The following is a 17,871-nucleotide window of genomic DNA, read 5'->3' on the forward strand; positions in this document are numbered from 1 at the left end:
CTCGTTCAGGTGGTCAGGCCGTGGTCATACGCATAGCGCACCGCCTGCGCCCGGTCGCGGACGCCGGTCTTCGCGAAGAGCCGGTTGATGTGCGACTTCACGGTCACCTCGGTGACGAACAGGCGCTTGGCGATGTCCCGGTTGGACAGTCCCGCGGCGATGAGGCGCAGCACCTCGGTCTCCCGCGCCGTCAACCCGTCCGGCGCCGCCGCTGCCATGCTGCTTTCGGGCGCGACCGCTGCCTTTCTGCTTTCGGGCGCGGCGGTCGCCGCGGCGACGAGGCGGGCCTGGACGACCGGGTCGAGGACGGACTGGCCGGCCGCGGCGGCCCGCACCGCCTGCGCGATCTGCACCCGCCCCGCGTCCTTCGTCAGGTAGCCCAGCGCGCCGGCCCGCATCGCGCCGAGGATGTCGGCGTCGTCGGCGTACGTGGTCAGCACCACCACCCGCGTCGCCGGGTGCGCGGCCCGGATCCGCGCGGTCGCGGTGACCCCGTCGCAGCGCGGCATCCGCAGGTCCATCAGGACCACGTCGGGGCAGTGCGCGGCGACCAGCGCGACGGCCTCCTCGCCGTCGCCGGCCGCGCCGACCACTTCGACGTCGTCGAGCAGCCCGAGCAGCACCACGAGACCCTCCCGGACCACCGTCTGGTCGTCGGCCACCACCACCGTGATCATCCGGGGATCCTCGCATCGACCCGCCACCCGTCGCCGTCCGGTGCGGCGGTGACGGTGCCGCCGGCCAGCCCGACCCGTTCGCGGAGCCCGGCGAGGCCGTGCCCGCCCGGCGGCGCCGACCCGGGTGCCTGCGCGGCGGCGTTGCGGACGGTGAGCCGCACCGCATCCGCCTGAAAGTCCAGGTGCACGGCCACGGGGCTGCCGGGCGCGTGCTTGCGCACGTTGGTCAGCGCCTCCTGCGCGGTGCGGAACAGCGCCAGGCCCGGCTCGGCGGCGAGGGGTCGCGGGGCCCCGGACACGGTCACGTCGGCGGTCGCGGCCAGGTCGGTGCGGTACCCGTCGGCGAGCGCCGCGACCAGCTCGCCGAGCGGCACCGGGTCGCCGCGCAACGCCCCCACCGCCCGGCGGGTCTCGGTGAGCCCGTCGCGGGCGAGCTGCCCGGCCCGTTCGACGAGCACCGCAGCGTCCGCCGCCCGGTCCTTCTCCAGCAGCGCGGCCGCCGTCTCCAGCTGCACCGTCAGCGCCGACAGCGAGTGCGCGAGGACGTCGTGGATCTCCCGGGCGACCCTGGCCCGCTCGTCGAGGGCCGCGACTGTCTTCGCCTGTCGGGCCTGCTCCTCGCGTTGCCGCCGCACGACGCCGAGCAGCAGCACCAGGGCCAGCGAGCCGGCCCAGATCAGCGGCCCGGTCCAGCCGCTGCCCTGGACCAGCAGCGTGGCGATGAGCGCGCCGGCGGCGAGGGCGGTGCCGGCGGCGGCGACGGCGAGCGGCAGGACGGCCACGGCCATGGTGGCGGCGGCGATGAGGTAGCAGGGCGCGAGGCCGCGGGTGTCCAGGACGCACAGCGCCAGCCCGGCGGCCGCGCACGCCCCGATCGCCGCCCGCTGCCGGGGCCCGAACGTCATCGCCAGCCAGGCGGCGCCGGCGGCCGCGACGAGGGCGATGACGGCGAACCCCCGCCCGGTGGGTTCCGGGCGGGGGCTGTTGTGCAGCATCGCGGCGGTCAGCAGCACCAGGAAGACCAGGCTCCGCGTCTTGCGCCAGCCGGCGACGGCGGTGTCGGTGATCGTGAACACCTGGCCAGTCTCCGTCATCGGCGGATCAGACGGCGGCCCGCTGCTTTCGGGGCGAAGGGGACGCCGGTGGCGATGCCGCGCCGGCCGACGACGGCGGCCTCACCGAGGAGGCTGAGCCCGAGCATGAACGGCAGCGCGGCGGTGATCACGGCGGCGTCCGCCCCGAGCGCCCGGCCCGCGGCGGCCTCGGCGAACCGCGCCCCGATGAGCGCGACCCACACGACGACGGTCATCGCCGTGTACCGGTACCACAGATGCCCGTCGCGGACGAACACCCGCACGGTCAACCCCCGCAGGAGCCCACCGGCGACCCCGAGCACCGCACCGGCGCCGAGGACGGCACCGTCGAGCAGCGCGTGCGGCAGCGTCGCCCCGGTGAACGTCTGCGACACCGCGTAGCCGCCCCAGGCGACCAGCAGCACCGGCGGCAGCACCAGCCGGCGGGCCTCGAGCGGCTCGCCGGTGAGGCGGCGGATCAGCAGGTACAGGACGGCGGCGGCGACCAGCAGCGCGGTGGTGAGGTTCATGTCGATGACGCTATTGGCGGGGGCGGGTGGAGCGCCGCCACCCACGGGTGGAGCCCGGGTGGAAACCAGCGGGGCCCGGGTCGGCGCGCGACCCGGGCCCCTGTGTGGGCTGTGCTGCTGTGCTGTGCCTCGGTGCTGGGTGCTTAGTTGCTGAGCGTCACGGCGAGATCGTCGAGGACGAACGACGTCTGCAGGGACGAGTCTTCCGTACCGCTGAACTTGATCACGACGGTCTGGCCGGCGAACGCGTTCAGGCTGTACGTGCGCAGGGCGTACCCGGACGCCTTGTTCAGGTTCGACAGGGTGCCCAGGGTGGTCGAGCCGGCCGTGATGGTCAGCTTGTCGTACTGCACCGTGGTGGTCGTCTCAGCCGAGTCGATGTGGATGTAGCCAGTCAGCGTGGCCTTGCACCCGGCTGGGATGGTCACCGACTGCTGGATCGCCTCGGTGTGGGTCGTGCCGTAGCCGTCGAGCCACGAGCTGTACGTGCCGCCGTGAGCGGCCTGGCCCTGGCTGGCCCACTGGCCGATGGAGCCGGTGGTGCCGGTCCACGAGGTCGCGCCCGACTCGAAGCCCGGGTTGAGCAGCTTCTGGCCGGAGCAGGAACCGGTCGGCGGGTTCGAGGTCGGCGGGTTCGACGTGGTGGGCGGCGGGGTGGTGCCACCGGTGCACGTCGGGTCGCCGGACTGGGCCGGCACGCTGACGGCGGTCCAGGCGTTCTTGACCGCGTTGAACTCGGTGCAGGAGCCCGGGTACAGGTTCTTGGCCGCGGTCAGCGTCCAGGTGCGGTACTTCAGGTACGACGACGACGAGGTCTTCATCAGCATCGCGTTGTAGAAGATCTTGGTGGCCTTCTGGATGCCGATGCCGACGAGGCCGGTGCTGCCGTTGCAGGTCGTGCTGGAGGGCTGGCCGTTGGTCGGGTTGGTGCCCTCGGCGAGCAGGTAGAACCAGTGGTTACCGGGACCGGCGGCCGCGTGCACCTCCTGGCCCGGGGTGCTGCTGGAGTAGCAGTTGTCGTCCCCGGCGAGCGACGGGTTGTACATGTACCGGATCGGGCCGCTGCCGACCAGGTTGACCTCTTCACCGACCTGGTAGTCGGCCGGGTCGTTCGGGTTGGCGGCGAACGCCTCGGTGGCCGCGCCGAACACGTCACCCACGAACTCCTGGGTGCCGTTGCCCGAGATGCCGCCCGGGGTGGTGTCGTCGATGCCGTGGCCGACCTCGTGGCCGAGGACGTCCAGCGAGCTGATCCACTTGCCGGCGGTGTTCTTGCCGATCTGGATCTGCGAGCCGTCGTAGTACGCGTTCTGGTCGTTCAGGCCGACGCGGATCGGCCAGCCGCCGCCGCTGCCGTTGAAGCCGTTGCGGCCCAGCCACGACGAGAGCATCGCGGCCTCCTTCTGCGCCGCGTACAGGGCGTCGACGCAGCCGGTCTCCCGGTTGGTGCCGTCGCCGTTGCCCCAGACGTCGTCGGGGCCGGTGAACGTCGCGTTGCCGGTGGCGTTCTGGCAGACGATGGTCGGGTACGTCGGGTCCTTCATGCTGTACGTGCTGCCGGACAGCGACGTGTTGATCGTGACGTTGCCGACGATCCAGCCGGTGCCGGTGCCCTTCATGACCCGCTCACGCTTGTTGAGCACCGCGCCGGTGGCGGCGTCGACGCTGACGGTGAGGCGGCTCGCGCCCTCCGCGCCGGTGCCGTTGACCGTCGTCTCGTACGCGAGCTTCGCCGCGCCGTCCAGGGTGTAGACGACGAGCCGCGTACCTTCGACGGCGTTGAGGCTCGTCAGCAGCTTGCTCGCGGTCGCCTCGGCGTCCGCGGAGCTGATCTTCGCCGTGGTGGACAGGTTCCCGATCGCCTGGGTCTGCGCCACAGACGTGTACTTCGTCGCACCCGCCGCGTCCGTGACGACCACGAAGTCACCACCGACGACGGGCAGACCCTTCCAGGTCCGCTCGTATGCGATGTACTTCGCGCTGCCCGAGGCGACCAGCGACTTCTGCACGTACGCGTCGTCGGTGCTGGGCTGCAGCACGCTCGGACGGCTGGACACGAACGTCTCCGCGGACTTGGCCGCGACGGCGTTGGCTGCCTCGACGCCTGTGGGCGCCGGCAACGGGGGCGAGGCTTGAACGGCTGCGGCGGTGCCGGCTGTTACCAGCCCGACCGCGAGCACTCCGGCCGCTGTAGCGAACCGTGGGGACAGCTTCAAGGGTGCCTTCTTTCCAGGGCGGCGCACGTTGCCGGGGGTCCAACGTTCGGGTGTGCGCCGGAACCAATCGAGACACGCGAGAGTCAGATGCAACGGCCGGCGTGCGCGCGCCGATCGGCCAACCGCGTGCTTCATCGACTCATGGCGATTTCAGGACGATCACACAGCCGGAATCGCCGGGACAAGACTTCGCGCCCTCTGCCCACCCTTGCCGCCACCCTGTACTTCGACCGTGAAACACCCCCGAAACGGTTTAACTGAATTCACCCGCCCGTCGCTGAATAACTGCAGGTCATTAACTTTTAACTCATCGATGACCTTTACCGGTCTCGGGCGGATTCGGCCGGGCCGTAGGGTTGGTGGTGATGACGCCGCCAGCCAGTACCGAACCCTCGGACAGCCCACCGACACCAGCCGCTGACCTTGCTCCGGCCGCCGCGGACATCGCCTCGCGCGGCGGTGATGCGGTCCCGGGCGGCGGTGGGGTCTCGGGTGGCGGTGGGGTCTTGCGTGGTGGTGAGGGCTTGCTTGGTGGTGAGGGCTTGCTTGGTGGTGAGGGCTTGCCTGGAGGCGAGGTTGCCGCGGGCGGTGGTGACGGGGCTTTACGCGGTGGTGATGTGGTGCCGCTGGAGGCGGTGGCCGAGGTTGTGGCGGCGGCCGGGATCGGTGGCCGTCGACTCCGGCAGGCCCTGACCCAGCTGGCGACGACACCGACCACGCTCGACGACCTCATCCGCGAGCACGCCGTGCCCCGCCGGACGATCGAGCAGCTGCTCCGCGCCGCGGGCCCCGACGTGCACACCGCGCGCGACGGCACCCTGCGCCTGCCGGGCGCGTACCGGACCCGGTTCGCCGCCCCCCAGCCGAATCCGTCGGCCGGCGATGCCTGGTTCGCCGCCCGTCAACCGAAGCCGCTCGCCACCGACATCCGTGACGACGCCCCGCAGCCGAGCCCGCTCGCCGCCGCCGACGCCCGATCCGGCGCCTCCCGGTCGAAGCCGCCCGCTGACGCCTCGTCGACCGCTTCTCAGCCGAAGCCGCTCGCCGTCGATGCCCGGTCAACCGCTTCTCAGCCAACGCCGCTCGCCGCCGATGCCCGGTCGGTCGCCCCTCAGCCGAAGCCGCTCGCCGACGCCGACCTGGTCGCCGACCTGGCGCGGCTCATCGCGGACGTCCCGACCGACCGCGCCCTCGATCACGTGTCCGCGACCGCCCACACCGCGGCCCGGCGGGCCCGCTGGCTGGACGAGACGTTCGACCTGTCCGGCGCCCACCTCGTCTGCGTCGGCGATCATGACCTGACCTCGCTCGCCGCCCTCGCGGTCCGCCCCGACCTGCGGGTCACGGTCGTGGACGTCGACGAACGGCTGCTGGAGTTCATCGCGGGCGCGGCTGCGCGCCGGGGGTACGCCGTCGACTGCTGGCACGCGGACCTGCGCTTCGGGTTGCCGCCGGTGGTCGCCGAGTCCGCGGACCTGGTGTTCACCGATCCGCCGTACACGCCCGAGGGGGTCCAGCTGTTCCTCGGCCGTGGCGCGCAGGCGTTGCGGGACCGGGGCAACGGGCGCCTCGTCATGGCCTACGGCTTCAGCCCGCTCACGCCGGCGCTCGGGGTGAAGGTCCAGCGGGCCGTGCTCGACCTGGACCTCGCCGTCGAGGCGATCCTGCCGGCGTTCAACCGGTACCACGGTGCGCAGGCCGTCGGGTCCGCCAGCGACCTCTACGTGTGCCGGCCGACGGCGCGGACCTGGCAGGTGCTGGAGAAGCGGCTGAGTGGGGCGGCCGTCAACATGTACACCCACGGTGAGCATTCGCTGGAGGGGGCGGCGGTTTCGCGCGGGCCCGCGGAGCTGCTGGCGGCGCCGGTGCGGTCGGTGCCGGACCAGATCGACCTCACCGGCGATCCCGGGCCATGGCTGTTGCGGGTGCTGCTGGCGCTCAATGCTTCTTCCCTGAGCTTACAGCTCCCCAACAAATCCCCAGACCTCATCGATGCGAAGAGTCAGGCATCGCTACGCGCTGTCATCGCGGCAAAGTACACATTACGGTACCGCCGCAGCACCCCCTCGCCGAAACTGGCGATCGTGGAGGCCACGGCCGTCGAGGGCGGGACGAAGACGGCGGTGGGGTGGCTGCTCGCACACGCGCACGGGAAGCTCGGCAACGTCCTGCGCGAAGGGCTCGTCCGGGAGCACGGCATGACAAAGAACGAGGCCAGAGCCAGGGTCGCGGAGCTCGTCGCGCCGTCGTGGCTCGACGCCCGGCTGCTCGACCTACCCAGGTACGCGATCACGGACCTGGTCCGAGCACTCACAAATACGCCGACCGCGTAAACGATCGATACAACCCGCGTCGGTGCCCCAGACGGTGATGTTCGCGCCGACGTGGCGCGCGGCTGGAAGTCCCACAAGCGGAAGGATCCCGGGGGTCAGGACACCGGGGATCCCTTCCGCTTGTCACGGAATCTGGATCGGACGCCGCCGGAACGGCGGCGCGAAGCGCGCGGCCGGCAATCCGGCAAACCGCAGCCGGCAAACCGCAGCCGGCAAACCGGCAAGCCGGCAAACCGCAGCCGGCAAACCGGCAAGCCGGCGAACCGGCAAGCCGGCGAACCGGCAAGCCGGCAAGCCGGCGAACCGGCGAACGGGCAAACCGGCGATCAGGGCAACAGCTCGCCGGCCGTTGCCGCCCACAGCTCCGGCAGGTCCAGCCCCGGAGACCGTAGCCACTGCAGCTGCAGCCCGTCCATCAGGGCGATGATCCGCCGCGCCAAGGTCTCCGGTGCGTCGGTCACGTCCTTGGCGAGGGCGGTGAGGTCCTCCAGGATCCGTTGCTGCCGGGCCACGAAGTAGTCGTGCGCCGGGTGGTCCGGGGCGAGAGACTCCGCCTCCAGCACCGCGAACAGCCGCACGATCTCCGGCTGGCCGGCGTTGCGCCGTACCAGCGCCGTGCACAGCGCCGAGAGGGTGCGGTCGCCGGAGAGCAGCGTGCCCAGCGCCCGGGCGTCCTCCGCGTCGCGGTGTTCGAGGATCGCGATGAGCAGGCCGTCCTTCGACCCGACGTGGTGCAGCAGGCCCGGCACGGTGAGGCCGCAGTCGGCGGCGACGTCCTGCATCGACAGGCCCCAGAAGCCGCGTTCGGCGACGAGCCGGGTGGCGGCGGCGATGATCTGCCGGCGCCGTTCGGCCGCCGGCAGGCGGGTCCGGTCATGACGTGCCATCCGCGAGCGCCCCTCCTGTTGGTCCGAACCAGGTCCGGCGAGCAAAGGTCCGGCGAACCTTGTCCGTCCGGCGAACTGAGGCTACCGTGCCTATTACTTTACAAGTACTAGGTAACTCGAGGCAGGGACACCGCCATGGACCTTGGGGAAAAGGCTGCCGTCACCAGCGGCAGCAGCTTCTGGCGCAGCACCGCCGTCACCGGCGTGCCCGACATCATGCTCACCGACGGCCCGCACGGGGTGCGCAAGGCACTGCCCGACTCCGCGGAGCTGCTCGCCAGCGAACCGTCGACGTGCTTCCCGCCGGCGGTCGCGCTCGGCTCCACCTGGGACCCGGCCCTCGCCCGCCGGGTCGGCGAAGCCCTCGGCGACGAGGCGCGAGCCATGGATGTCCAGGTGCTGCTCGGCCCCGGCATCAACCTCAAGCGCAGCCCGCTCGGCGGCCGCAACTTCGAGTACTTCGCCGAGGACCCGCTGCTCACCGGCGTCCTCGCGGTCGAGTGGGTCAACGGCCTGCAGAGCCGGGGCGTCGGCGCGTCGCTGAAGCACTACGCCGTCAACAGCCAGGAGACCGACCGGATGCGGGTCTCCGCCGACGTCGACGAGCGCACGCTGCGCGAGATCTACCTGCGCGCGTTCCAGCGGGTCGTCACGCATGCGAAACCGTGGACGGTCATGTGCGCGTACAACCGCGTCAACGGGGTCCTCGCCTCCCAGCACCACTGGCTGCTCACCGAGGTGCTGCGCGGCGAGTGGGGCTACGAGGGCCTCGTCGTGTCCGACTGGGGCGCGGTCGCCGACCGGGTCGAGGCGGTCCGCGCCGGCCTCGACCTCACCATGCCCGGTCCCGACCCCGACGGCGACCGGCGGCTCGTGGAAGCGGTCCGCAGTGGTGCGCTGGATGAGTCCACATTGGACACCGCCGTTTCGCGGGTTGCTGAGTTGGTACGGGCAGCGCTCGCCGCCCGTACCCCAGGCGCGACGTTCGACGCGGACGCCCATCACGCGCTGGCCCGTGAGGTGGCCGGCCGGGGCATCGTCCTGCTGAAGAACGAAGGCGGAACCCTGCCGCTGGAAGCCGGTTGCGGGCCGGTCGCGGTGCTGGGTGAGTACGCGCGGACCCCCAGGTACCAGGGCGGCGGCAGCTCGCAGATCAACCCGACCAGGCTCGACAACGCGCTCGACGAGATCACCGCCCTCGCGGACGGGCCGGTCACGTTCGCGCCCGGCTACGACGACGTCGACGCCGCGGTCGCCCTCGCCCGGGACGCCGCCGTCGCGATCGTGTTCGCCGGCACCGACCGCGAGACCGAGGGCGCCGACCGCGACTCGATCGACCTGCCGCCGGCGCACGTCGAGCTCATCGAGCGGGTCGCGGCCGCCAATCCGCGCACCGTCGTCGTGCTGTCCAACGGCGCGGTCCTGCGCACCGGCCCGTGGGACGCGGCGGTGCCCGCGGTCGTCGAGGGCTGGCTGCTCGGCCAGGCCGGCGGCGGCGCGATCGCCGACGTCCTCTTCGGCCGGGTCAACCCGTCGGGCCGGCTCACCGAGACCATCCCGCTGCGGCTGCCCGACCACCCGTCCTACCTGGACTTCCCGGGCGAGGCCGGGCACGTCCGCTACGGCGAGGGTGTCTTCGTCGGGTACCGCGGCTTCGACGCCCGCCGGCAGCAGGTCGCGTACCCGTTCGGCCACGGCCTGTCCTACACCACGTTCGCCTACGGCGAGGCGACCGCCACGGCCACCGCCGACGGGCTCGTGGTGCGGCTCAGCGTCACCAACACCGGCGGGCGCGACGGCCGCGAGGTGGTCCAGGCGTACGTGTCGCTGCCCGGCTCCTCGGTCCGCCGCGCACCGCGCGAGCTCAAGGCGTTCGCGAACGTGGCGGTCCCGGCCGGCGGGACCGTCGAGGTGGAGCTGGTGATCGCCCGCGACGACCTCGCCTACTGGGACACCCGCGTGTCCCGCTGGATCGTGGAAGGCGGCACGTACCAGGTGGAGGTCGGCGCCTCCTCACGCGACCTGCGGGTCACCGCCACGGCCGCCGTCGACGGCGACGACGCCCGGGTGCCGCTGACGGGCGAGTCGACGATCGCGGAGTGGTTGAGCGACCCGCGCGGCGCCCAGGCGCTCGGCGAGGTGTTCGCGTCCCTGGCCGCCGGCGGTGAGGCCGGCGCGATGGCCGGCACCGTCGGCAACCCCGAGATGCTGACGCTGATGGGCAGCCTGCCGCTGTCGCGGCTCGCGGTGTTCGCCGGTGAGGCGTTCAGCCCCGCCGCGATCGAGAAGCTGGCCGCGACCGTCAACTGAACCGTTTGACGAAACCACGCTGCCACGGGGTTTCGACGGCGTGCCGGGAGTAGTGCTGCCGGACATACGCGACGGCCTCGGCCGCCGGCACGCCGTCGAGGACCGCCAGGCACGCCAGGGCGGTCCCGGTGCGGCCGCGCCCGCCGCCGCATCCGAACTCGACCCGGCCGGTGTCGCTCTCCACCAGCGCGGCCTGGAGGGCGTCCCGCAGCGCGTCCCGGTCCCGCGGCAGGCCGAAGTCGGGCCACTGCACCCAGCGCGCGGGCCACGCCGTCGCCGCCGGTTCCTTGCCGAGCAGGTACACGCCGAGCGTCGGCACCGCCCCGTCCGGCACCGGCTTGGACAGCGGCCGCCCGCGCACGACCCGGCCCGACGGCAACCGCAGCAGCCCCGGCGTGTCCGCCGGCCACAGCTCAGACATGTCCCCCCTTAGTCACACGTTCGGGCTCGTCACACCTTCGGTCGGAAGCTCGTGAACACGAGATCCAGGCTGGGCCGGGCCGCGGCCCAGTCGGCGTCGCTGGTCTGCCACCAGAAGCCGTACGCCTGCGTCGGCGACGTGATCACGCCACGGTTGTTGACGTGCTGCCGGCCGTTGCGGCTGAACGTGAACTCCCAGTCGGCCGCCTTCACGAAGTACGGAACCTCCTGGATGTGGACCTCCGCATAGCCGGGGAAGTCCCCGTCGGCGACCCGCTCGTCCCGCTTCGACTGCCAGTCCTTCACCGGGTCCGGCCTCGGCGTGTTGGTCTGGTCGATGCCGAGCACCCGCCCGTCGCCCCGGAAGTACACGATCGTGCCTTCCTTCGAACGCCGCCAGCCCGCCGGCACGTACACCGAGAACCCGCTCGGGTCCTGGTAGTCGACCCACCCCGCGGGCAGCTGCGGCAGCTGACCGGTCGAGCTCGGCGCCACCGACGGCGACGGCCCCGGACCGGCCGGCTCGCTGGACGGCGCCGCGGTCGGTGAGCCGGCCGGCGCGCTCGTCGCCGCGGCCGTCGTCGACTGCGCGGAGGCGGCGGGCCCGGCGGTCTTGTTCTCGTCCCCGTCCGGCCAGAACGCGAGCAGCGCGACGACGACGACCACGACGAGCACGCCCGCAGCGACGGCGAGGACCTTCGCCTGGGATCCCTGTGTACGCCCACCGCCACCGACGCCGTCCACCACCCCGACGGGTGCCACCACCGGCACCCGGGGCTGCGCGGGCGCCGCGACCGGCTCCGGCGCTGCCGTCAGCTCGGGCTCGGGGTTGGCCTTCAGCTCGGGCTCGACGGCCGGGGCGTGCTCGAACGCCGACGCCTTCGCGAATGCCGGGGCAGGCACCAGTTCGGGCTCGGGCTCCGGCTCCGGTTCCGGCTCGGGCTCGGGCTCCGGTTCCGGCTCGGGCTCGGGCTCCGGTTCCGGCTCGGGTTCCGGTTCCGGCTCCGGCTCTGGCTCGGGCTCCGGTTCCGGCTCTGGCTCGGGCTCGGGCTCCGGCTCTGGCTCGGGCTCCGGTTCCGGTTCCGGCTCGGGCTCCGGCTCCGGCTCCGGCTCAGGCTCGGGTTCGGGCGTCGTGATCGCGGTCTCGGCGTCGACGGCGTCGACGGGGTCGGCGGCTGGTGGCGGGGACGGCTCGGTCGCGGGCGGCTCGTCCGGCGCCACCCTCTGGGTGGGGGCCGGTTCGGCGGGCGCTGGTCGTACCGTGGCCGCGGCCTCGACGGCGGCAACCGGCGGGACCAGGAGCGGCTGCACCACCGTCGCCGGGTCCTGTCGGGGTCGGGGTTGCACGACCGTCGGGGGCTCTGCCGGGGCGGGGCGCTGCGCCGGGACGGCCGGAGGTGCCGCGGGCTTCGCCGGGGCCGGGGCTGCCGGGGCGGGCGCGGGCGCCGACCGGCCCCAGCCGCTCAGCCACGACCGGCGGCGGCGTTCGGTGGGCGCGATGAGGGCGTTGCGGAGGCGCTCCTCGGTCTCGGCGAACCCGGCCCGCGCCCGAGGGTCCTTGCGCAGCAGGCCGCGCAGCGCCGGCGTGAGTGGTCCGGCCCGCTGCGGGGTGTCCAGCTCGTCGGACGCGAGGGCCATGAGGGTCTCCATGGCGGAGCCGCGGCCGTACGGCGAGCGGCCCTCCACGGCGGCGTACAGCGTGGCGCCCAGCGACCACAGGTCCCCGGCGGCGCCGGCGGTGCCGTCCCGGGCGCGTTCGGGGGCGATGTACTCGGGGGAGCCGAGCACCAGGCCGGTGCGCGTGACGTGACCGTCACCCTCGATGCGGGCGATGCCGAAGTCGGTGAGCACGACCCGCCCGTCGTCGGCGAGCAGGACGTTGCCGGGCTTGATGTCACGGTGGTGGACGCCGACCCGGTGCGCCGCCTGCAGCGCGGCGAGCACGGCGAGCCCGATCTCGGCGACCCGCCGCGGCGGCAGCGGCCCGTCGGCGCGCAGGGTCTGGTCGAGGGACCGGGACGGCACGTACTCCATGACGAGCCACGGCTGCCCGTCGAACGCGAGCACGTCGTACACCCGGACCACATTCGGATGCGTCAGCCTCGCGGCCGCCCGCGCCTCCCGCAGGGTGCGCTCCATCGCGACGTCGCGGGCGCTGTCGAGCAACTCCGGCGGCAGGATGATCTGCTTCACGGCGACGTCCCGCCCGAGCGTCTCGTCCCGGGCGCGCCACACCCTGCCCATTCCGCCCGCCCCGAGTGGCTCAAAAAGGCGATATCGGTCGGCGACGAGGGCGGGCGCGGCGGTCATGCACAAAGGTGTACCCGATCGATCACCCAAGCACGCAATCGGCACACCGGGCCGCCGCCCTACCGTCGCAAGGATCACCACTTTCCCACCCGTGCAACCTTGTCGCCTCCGTGGGGATTTGCCCCGCCTGAACTGCTGACAACCAGCCTGCACCTGCTCACCTACCGTGAGAGGACGGCGGGTTTTGTACGGCTCGGAGGAATTTGTGCACCAGAACGTTGTCCACCTCGACGGCACGGCGGGAATCCTGTTCCTGGCCATGTACGTGATCGTCGGCCTCATCACCGCCGGCGCGGGGCTCCTGCCCGGTCACGTGGCGAAGTTCCGCTTCGTGACCATCACCGTCGGCCTGGGCCTGTCCGGCTGGGCAACGAAGGTCTTCTTCTTCGGCGGCTTCATCCTCATCGGCCTGGGCATGCTGGTGCTGCCGTTGATCTTGACGGTGGCCGCGATCGTCGGCACGTACCGCTACTACCGCGCCCGGCACAACTCGCTGCACTTCCCGCCGCTCCGCCCGCACCCGGCGACCAGGACGTACACCGAGCGCCCGTCGTTCCCCCCGGCGCCACCGCTCACCAACACGACCCCGGCGCCGTCGCACGCAGTGCCGCCGTTCACCAACGCGGTCCCGGCGTCGTCGCATGCAGTGCCGCCGTTCACCGAGTCGGCTTCGGTGCCTTCTCACGCGGTTCCAGCGTTCGCCAATGCGGTTCCCGCGCCCTCTCACGCGGCGCTGCCGTTCGCCGGTTCGGTCTCGGTGCCTTCTCACGCGGTCCCGGCGTTCGCCAATGCGGTTCCCGCGGCCTCTCTTGCGGCGCCGCCGTTCACGGACTCGGTCCCGGCGTCGACGCGCGCGGTCCCGACGAGCGCCACGCAGGCGCGGTTCCACGGCAATGCGATCGCTCCGCCCGCCGCGTTTCCTACGCCGCCACGGTTCGCGCCGCAGCCGCTGCACAACGTCCCGTCGCCGCGCCCCGCGCCGGACGGCTATGTCACCGTGCACGCGCAGTACCCCGCGAACCACCTCCAGTCCTCACCGCCACGCCCCGCCCCGCACTCGATGCCCGCGTCGCAGTCCTCAACGCACGCGGAGTTCCCGACGCGCGCGGAGTCTGCGGCGCATGCCGAGTTCCCGACACGCATGGAGTCTGCGGCCCATCCGGAGTTCCCGACGCGCGCGGAGTCTGCGGCCCATGCCGAATTCCCGACACGCGTGGAGCCCGCGGCGCATGCGGAATTCGCGGCGCACTCCGCGGAATTCGCGGCGTACTCCCAGGCATCGGCCCCCTCCCGCGCTCCGGCCCCCTCCCGCGCTCCGGCCCCCTCCCGCGCTCCGGCCTCCTCCCATGCTCTGGCGCACTCCCACACTCCGGCGCTCGCTCAGGCTTCGGCGAGCACTCAGGCTCCAGCGCTCGCTCAGGCTTCGGCGAGCACTCACGCTCCGGCGAACACTCAGGCCTCGGTGCATGCCAAGGTCTCGATGAACGCGCACGCCCCTGCCCACGGTGCCTTCTCGTCGCACGCCCAGGTCTCGCCGCACGGTCACGTCCCGACCCGGACGCAAGGTTCGGCGCCCGCTGAAGGCTCGGCGTGGCAGCGGAGCCTCACGTGGCCGCCCGACTCGTCGTGGTCGCTGGGTTCGGGCGAGGGGGAGCGGGGTGGCGTACCGCAGCCGAACGCCGCACCTATGACGCCCGCGTCTGCCGTCGCGCCCCCGATGCGGATGCCTCTCGCTCCGGTGACCGACCCTTCTCCGCTGCAGCCGTCGGCGGTCCGCGCCCGTCACCGATCGGCGGGCTGACCTCGGCACCGTCTCCCGGATCGCGTCAGCCCTGGCCGACCACCTCCTCGCCGTGGTGGTCGGCCGGCGGGAACACCCGGTCGACCAGGCTGTCGACGAGTGCGTCCACCCCGTGCGGCCGCAGCACCTCCGGGACGGTGAGGTCGTCGACGATCAGCCCGAGCATGCCCAGGTAGAGCAGGAGCACCGAGCCGCGGTCGCCGGGCAGGCCGGCTTCGAGGTGGAATGCCACATTGGCGTCCAGGTCCGAGGTGAAGAACCTGGTCAGCGTGGGGTCGAGCTCGGGCCGTCGGGTTGCCTCGAGCCGTAACTCCAGCAGGGCCAGATGGCTGCTGCGCTCCCGGCGGGTCCGGTCCACGAGCTGGTGCATGAGTGTCTTCACGAGGTCGCGGGACGGTGTCGCCCGCAGTGTTTCCGCCAGTGCCGCCGGGTCGGGCGTGAGCCGTTCGCGCACCCGACGCATGAGTTGCTCGAGCAGGTCGGCCCGGTTGCTGAAGTAGTTGGACGTCGTGCCGGTTGGGACGCCCGCACGCTGGTCCACCGCGCGCAGCGTCAGGCCCCGCGATCCTTCGTCGGCAAGGACCTCGATCGCGGCGTCGAGCAGGGCGTTCCGCCTGGCGGGGTTCTGACGCATGACGCTCCTTCGTGGGCCGGTCCGGTTGACACCACTGCAATCACAGTACTACGTTCAAACCACTCCATTCACAGTACCCCAAATGAAATGAGTGGCATAGCCATGCGAAAGCTGATCTACCTTGTGGCCGTCACGCTGGACGGCTTCATCGCTGGACCCGACGGGCAGGTCGACTTCTTCGGGTTCGACGACGACTCGGCGGCGGCGGTCCTCGCCGACTGGCCGGAGACCATGCCCACGCACGTGCGGGGTCCGCTGGGCCTGGAAGGTGCCGCCAACCGGCGGGTCGACACGGTCGTGATGGGCCGCGGCACCTATGAGCCGGCGCTGGCCGTGGGCATCACCAGCCCATACCGACATCTGGAGCAGTTCGTGTTCTCCAGAACGCTCGCCGACCTCGACCCGGGCGTCACGTTCGTGGGCGGGGACCAGGACTCCGCGGAGTTCGTCCGTGACCTCAAGCGGCGCGACGGCCTCGACATCTGGCTGTGCGGCGGCGGACAGCTCGCCGCGCAACTCGTCGACGAGATCGACGAGCTCGTCCTCAAGGTCAACCCGACCGTGATCGGCGCCGGTGTGCCGCTGTTCGCCGGCCCGTTCCGGCCGACACCGTTCCGCCGGACGGACACGCGCACGTTCGAGACCGGTGTTTCGATCGTGACGTACGAGCGAGTGGAGGCAGCGTGATCCGCGCCGCAACATCCGACGACGTCGACCGGGTCGCTGCGGTCGTCGTCGAGGAGCCCATCGGCTGGATCGATGCCGAGCGCTTCCGGGCCGACTACGCCGAGCGGATGTACCGCCCGGAGTGGACCTGGATCGCCGAACGCGACGGCCGGATCGTCGCCCGTGCCCTGTGGTGGGGCCTGTCCGACAGCACGCATCCGCTCGCGCTGGACTGCCTCAGCGTCGACCCTTCCGTGCCGGACCGGGCGGCACTCGCGACCGAGCTGCTCACGGCGGGCATGTCGGCGTTCGACGCGCCGGTGGCCCCGCAGTTCAACGTGTCGTTGACCGCGGGCTGGCGGGACGACCCCGCGACGGTTGCCGCGATCGAATGGCGGCGGGCGGCGGCGCACGCCGTCGGGCTGACCGACGAGGTGGAGCGCCTGCGGTTCGAGTGGACACCCGACCCTGCTGGGACACCCGACCCTGCTGGGACACCCGACCCTGCTGGGGCACCCGACTCGGTTGGGACACCCGACCCGGTTGGGGTGCCCGACTCGGTTGGCGTGCCTGATATGGCTGGGGCGGCCGATGCTGGGACGTCGGGGGAGTCGGCGGGTTCGACGGCGCCGGCCGGTGTTGCGGTGTCCGGCTCGGGTGGGCGTCTGGTGTTCAAGGAGGCGGGCGACGAGGAGTTTTTCGAGGTGTTCCGCCGGGTCGCGCAGGGCAGCCTCGACGCGCAGACGCGGCGGAACGTGGCGTTGGACGGAGTCGACGCGACCGCCCGGTCCGAGATGGACTTCTATCTCGGATGTCCGGGGGAGCGGTCGTGGTGGCGGATCGCGACGACCCCCGCCGGGGAGCTCGTGGGCCTTGCGGTGCCGTCGGCGACGCCGTATCACCGCAACGTGGGATACCTCGGCGTGGTGCCCGAGATGCGGGGGCGCGGCCATGTCGACGAGATCCTCGCCGAGATCACCCGGTTCCACGCCGCCGATGGGGCGCAGGTGATCACCGCAACCACGGACGCGGCCAACGCACCGATGGCGGCGGCGTTCAGCCGGGCGGGGTATCGCACCACCGAGATCCGGATGGTCTACACCGCCCCACCCGTGGCGGTGGCAGACAGCTGATCGCCAACCGCGAGGGGGTGCGGGGCGCCACGGCAGGTCCGTGGTTGCGGCGGCACCGGATGCACTGAGGCGTCAGCAAGCCACAGGGGTACCGGCCTCCGGTCGCGCTGTTGCAGGTGCCCGGCAACGCGTAGACATTTCGTGGTCCAGCGTCCGAAAGGTCTACCCGTTCGCCGAGATCGTATTGGTAGTGCGCCGCGACCGGACGTCGCGGAGACGCAAGGTCAGGTATGCCGTAGCGCGGATTGCGGTGGCGCGGACGTGGGGCAAGGCCTTCCGGCGCCCTTGCCGTCCGACTTCGAATGGACCCAACCGGTTGCCGATGGTCTTGTGTGCGCCGCCTGTCTTCCTTGTCTCGTCAGGACAAGGAAGACATCTGGGACGTGACGGGTGCTCGGGGTCAGGTCCTGCGGAGCCAGGTCCGGGCGTGCCAGGTGCGGCGCAGGCTGGCGCGGAGGCACCGTGTCCGGCGGTGAGCGCCGTGCCGCCGTGGGTGGTGCGACGTGGTCATCAGTCGCCCAGCGCGTCGGGCCACTTGATCGGGCACGCGACGACGCCCGTGGTGCCGGTGCCCGCGGTGCCGGTCAGGCCGGTCGGCGAGAGCGGGGTGCCGGCGCCGGTCCGTCGGGTGGCCGGAAACAGGCCGGCAGGGACAGCGCGGGCGGTGGGCGCGGCGACCGGGGTGGCTGGGCGCAGCGAACGGGGCAGGTACATCGAGGACTCCTTCGATGGCACGGGACAGGACCGGCGGTGAGAGTGACAGCGCCGGCGGTGAGAGGACAGGACCGGCGGTGAGAGGGACGGCACCGGCGGTGAGAGGGACGGCACCGGCGGTGAGAGGGACAGGACGGAGGGACAGGGGCAGGCTGTGAGAGGGGATA

General features: G+C 72.3%; 14 protein-coding genes. 5 read left to right on the forward strand and 9 right to left on the reverse strand.

Annotated elements, in window-relative coordinates:
* Positions 1 to 5 precede the first annotated feature (5 nt).
* The 4 genes from Dsi01nite_RS04420 to Dsi01nite_RS04435 form a co-directional block, all read right to left on the reverse strand.
* Complete coding sequence (locus Dsi01nite_RS04420; RefSeq protein ID WP_203844699.1) at positions 6 to 677, reverse strand: response regulator; 672 nt, start codon at positions 675 to 677, stop codon at positions 6 to 8.
* Positions 674 to 1,771, reverse strand: coding sequence for a sensor histidine kinase (locus tag Dsi01nite_RS04425; RefSeq protein WP_203844700.1), 1,098 nt, complete (start codon positions 1,769 to 1,771; stop codon positions 674 to 676). The genes Dsi01nite_RS04420 and Dsi01nite_RS04425 overlap by 4 nt, the downstream gene beginning before the upstream one ends.
* Positions 1,768 to 2,280: a DUF1453 family protein gene (locus Dsi01nite_RS04430; RefSeq protein ID WP_203844701.1), complete on the reverse strand. Its 513-nt coding sequence runs from the start codon at positions 2,278 to 2,280 to the stop codon at positions 1,768 to 1,770. The genes Dsi01nite_RS04425 and Dsi01nite_RS04430 overlap by 4 nt, the downstream gene beginning before the upstream one ends.
* Positions 2,281 to 2,423: 143 nt before the next feature.
* Positions 2,424 to 4,496 carry a M4 family metallopeptidase gene (locus tag Dsi01nite_RS04435; protein ID WP_373318725.1) on the reverse strand — a complete coding sequence of 691 codons (2,073 nt, stop codon included), beginning with the start codon at positions 4,494 to 4,496 and terminating at the stop codon, positions 2,424 to 2,426.
* A gap of 617 nt (positions 4,497 to 5,113) precedes the next feature.
* Here Dsi01nite_RS04435 and Dsi01nite_RS04440 point away from each other — a divergent pair.
* Complete coding sequence (locus Dsi01nite_RS04440; protein ID WP_203844703.1) at positions 5,114 to 6,829, forward strand: bis-aminopropyl spermidine synthase family protein; 1,716 nt, start codon at positions 5,114 to 5,116, stop codon at positions 6,827 to 6,829.
* A 326-nt stretch (positions 6,830 to 7,155) separates the two neighbouring features.
* Here Dsi01nite_RS04440 and Dsi01nite_RS04445 read toward each other — a convergent pair whose 3' ends face one another.
* Positions 7,156 to 7,716 (reverse strand): TetR/AcrR family transcriptional regulator, encoded by a 561-nt coding sequence (locus tag Dsi01nite_RS04445; RefSeq protein WP_203844704.1) that lies wholly within the window; start codon positions 7,714 to 7,716, stop codon positions 7,156 to 7,158.
* A 135-nt stretch (positions 7,717 to 7,851) separates the two neighbouring features.
* Between Dsi01nite_RS04445 and Dsi01nite_RS04450 the strand changes: the two genes are divergently transcribed.
* Positions 7,852 to 10,026, forward strand: coding sequence for a glycoside hydrolase family 3 C-terminal domain-containing protein (locus tag Dsi01nite_RS04450; RefSeq protein WP_203844705.1), 2,175 nt, complete (start codon positions 7,852 to 7,854; stop codon positions 10,024 to 10,026).
* Here the strand turns inward: Dsi01nite_RS04450 and Dsi01nite_RS04455 are convergent.
* Complete coding sequence (locus Dsi01nite_RS04455) at positions 10,019 to 10,447, reverse strand: phosphatase domain-containing protein (RefSeq protein ID WP_203844706.1); 429 nt, start codon at positions 10,445 to 10,447, stop codon at positions 10,019 to 10,021. The two genes, Dsi01nite_RS04450 and Dsi01nite_RS04455, sit on opposite strands and share 8 nt — an antisense overlap.
* A 29-nt stretch (positions 10,448 to 10,476) precedes the next feature.
* Entirely contained in the window at positions 10,477 to 12,756 is a 2,280-nt protein-coding gene (locus tag Dsi01nite_RS57100; protein ID WP_239135677.1) for a serine/threonine-protein kinase, read from the reverse strand.
* Between the two features lie 184 nt (positions 12,757 to 12,940).
* On the opposite strand from Dsi01nite_RS57100, the gene Dsi01nite_RS04465 reads away from it, so the two are divergent.
* Positions 12,941 to 14,557, forward strand: a complete 1,617-nt coding sequence (locus Dsi01nite_RS04465; protein WP_203844707.1) for a hypothetical protein — start codon at positions 12,941 to 12,943, stop codon at positions 14,555 to 14,557.
* Positions 14,558 to 14,582: 25 nt separating this feature from the next.
* On the opposite strand, the gene Dsi01nite_RS04470 is transcribed toward Dsi01nite_RS04465, so the two are convergent.
* The gene (locus Dsi01nite_RS04470) at positions 14,583 to 15,191 is read right to left on the reverse strand and encodes a TetR/AcrR family transcriptional regulator (RefSeq protein WP_203844708.1); all 609 of its coding nucleotides are present in this window, start codon (positions 15,189 to 15,191) and stop codon (positions 14,583 to 14,585) included.
* A 102-nt stretch (positions 15,192 to 15,293) separates the two neighbouring features.
* On the opposite strand from Dsi01nite_RS04470, the gene Dsi01nite_RS04475 reads away from it, so the two are divergent.
* Positions 15,294 to 15,878: a dihydrofolate reductase family protein gene (locus Dsi01nite_RS04475; RefSeq protein WP_203844709.1), complete on the forward strand. Its 585-nt coding sequence runs from the start codon at positions 15,294 to 15,296 to the stop codon at positions 15,876 to 15,878.
* Complete coding sequence (locus Dsi01nite_RS04480; RefSeq protein WP_203844710.1) at positions 15,875 to 16,990, forward strand: GNAT family N-acetyltransferase; 1,116 nt, start codon at positions 15,875 to 15,877, stop codon at positions 16,988 to 16,990. Before Dsi01nite_RS04475 ends, Dsi01nite_RS04480 begins: the two co-directional genes overlap by 4 nt.
* A 510-nt stretch (positions 16,991 to 17,500) precedes the next feature.
* On the opposite strand, the gene Dsi01nite_RS04485 is transcribed toward Dsi01nite_RS04480, so the two are convergent.
* Complete coding sequence (locus Dsi01nite_RS04485) at positions 17,501 to 17,704, reverse strand: hypothetical protein (protein ID WP_203844711.1); 204 nt, start codon at positions 17,702 to 17,704, stop codon at positions 17,501 to 17,503.
* Between the last annotated feature and the right edge of the window lie 167 nt (positions 17,705 to 17,871).

It is taken from the genome of Dactylosporangium siamense, assembly GCF_016862795.1.
GTDB classification, from domain to species: Bacteria; Actinomycetota; Actinomycetes; order Mycobacteriales; family Micromonosporaceae; genus Dactylosporangium; species Dactylosporangium siamense.

What these genes read in the sequence shown, in the direction of transcription:
- Dsi01nite_RS04420 (WP_203844699.1), bottom strand. Translation starts at nt 677, where the DNA reads ATGATCACGGTGGTGGTGGCCGACGACCAGACGGTGGTCCGGGAGGGT.
- Dsi01nite_RS04445 (WP_203844704.1), bottom strand. Translation starts at nt 7,716, where the DNA reads ATGGCACGTCATGACCGGACCCGCCTGCCGGCGGCCGAACGGCGCCGG.
- Dsi01nite_RS57100 (WP_239135677.1), bottom strand. Translation starts at nt 12,756, where the DNA reads ATGACCGCCGCGCCCGCCCTCGTCGCCGACCGATATCGCCTTTTTGAG.
- Dsi01nite_RS04455 (WP_203844706.1), bottom strand. Translation starts at nt 10,447, where the DNA reads ATGTCTGAGCTGTGGCCGGCGGACACGCCGGGGCTGCTGCGGTTGCCG.
- Dsi01nite_RS04450 (WP_203844705.1), top strand. Translation starts at nt 7,852, where the DNA reads ATGGACCTTGGGGAAAAGGCTGCCGTCACCAGCGGCAGCAGCTTCTGG.
- Dsi01nite_RS04475 (WP_203844709.1), top strand. Translation starts at nt 15,294, where the DNA reads ATGCGAAAGCTGATCTACCTTGTGGCCGTCACGCTGGACGGCTTCATC.
- Dsi01nite_RS04430 (WP_203844701.1), bottom strand. Translation starts at nt 2,280, where the DNA reads ATGAACCTCACCACCGCGCTGCTGGTCGCCGCCGCCGTCCTGTACCTG.
- Dsi01nite_RS04470 (WP_203844708.1), bottom strand. Translation starts at nt 15,191, where the DNA reads ATGCGTCAGAACCCCGCCAGGCGGAACGCCCTGCTCGACGCCGCGATC.
- Dsi01nite_RS04485 (WP_203844711.1), bottom strand. Translation starts at nt 17,704, where the DNA reads ATGTACCTGCCCCGTTCGCTGCGCCCAGCCACCCCGGTCGCCGCGCCC.
- Dsi01nite_RS04425 (WP_203844700.1), bottom strand. Translation starts at nt 1,771, where the DNA reads ATGACGGAGACTGGCCAGGTGTTCACGATCACCGACACCGCCGTCGCC.